This window comes from Salipiger sp. HF18, from assembly GCF_011806505.1.
Lineage (GTDB): Bacteria > Pseudomonadota > Alphaproteobacteria > Rhodobacterales > Rhodobacteraceae > Salipiger > Salipiger thiooxidans.
Map to the genome: position 1 here is coordinate 1 of NZ_JAATOS010000941.1, position 690 is coordinate 690.

General features: G+C 71.3%; 2 protein-coding genes. Both read right to left on the minus strand.

Translation table 11 applies throughout. From position 1 onward, the window contains the following. A partial coding sequence (locus HC022_RS28135) for a DNA-binding domain-containing protein (protein ID WP_167454553.1) occupies positions 1 to 363 on the minus strand: 363 nt, incomplete at its 3' end. Next, positions 360 to 690, minus strand: a 331-nt coding sequence (locus HC022_RS28140; protein ID WP_167454554.1) for a DUF692 family multinuclear iron-containing protein, incomplete at its 5' end; no start/stop codon positions are given. The genes HC022_RS28140 and HC022_RS28135, both read right to left, overlap by 4 nt.

The following is a 690-nucleotide window of genomic DNA, read 5'->3' on the forward strand; positions in this document are numbered from 1 at the left end:
ATGGTAGGCGCGGCGCATGGCCAGATCGCTGCGCGCCACGTCGGGCAGCCACGGCATGGTGTCGAGCTCGTCGAGCCCTTCGAGAAAGGCCGGGACCTGCCCGCCCCATGTCATCAGCAGCGGCGAGCCCGGCGGGTACTGGCGCAGGAAACCCGCCGCGACGCGGGCGAAGTTGGCGGCGCCCAAAAGCGCCGCGACGGCGGGAAAACCGGTCTCGAGCGCCTCGGAGAGCGAGACGGCCACGTTGTTGCGGTAGACCGAGAAGCGCCGCCCGGCGGGACGTCCGGCCCCGTCGACAAGCGTCTCCGGGACCGGTCGTCCTGCGTCGGTCAGGGCGTGGCGGAAGGCGGACTGGCTGATCATGCCGCGGCCCTCGGTTGCAGGAGCGCGTCGGAGGCGCGGCGCGCTTCGGCGGCGAGCACCGGCCAGTCCGGCACGTCGGTGTCCCATTCCACCAGCACCGGGCGCGGCCCAGAACCGGCCAGCGTGTGGTCGAGCAGGTCCCAGACCGGGTCCGCCGCCTCGCGCCCGTGGCTGTCGATGAGCAGGGGGTGGCCGTGGTCGTCCTCGTCCTCGTCATGGCCGCCGATGTGGATCTCGCCCACCTCTTCGAGCGCGAAGGCGTCGATGTAGCCCTGCGGTGTGAAATCGAGGTTGGTGGCCGAGACGAAGACGTTGTTCACGTCGAGC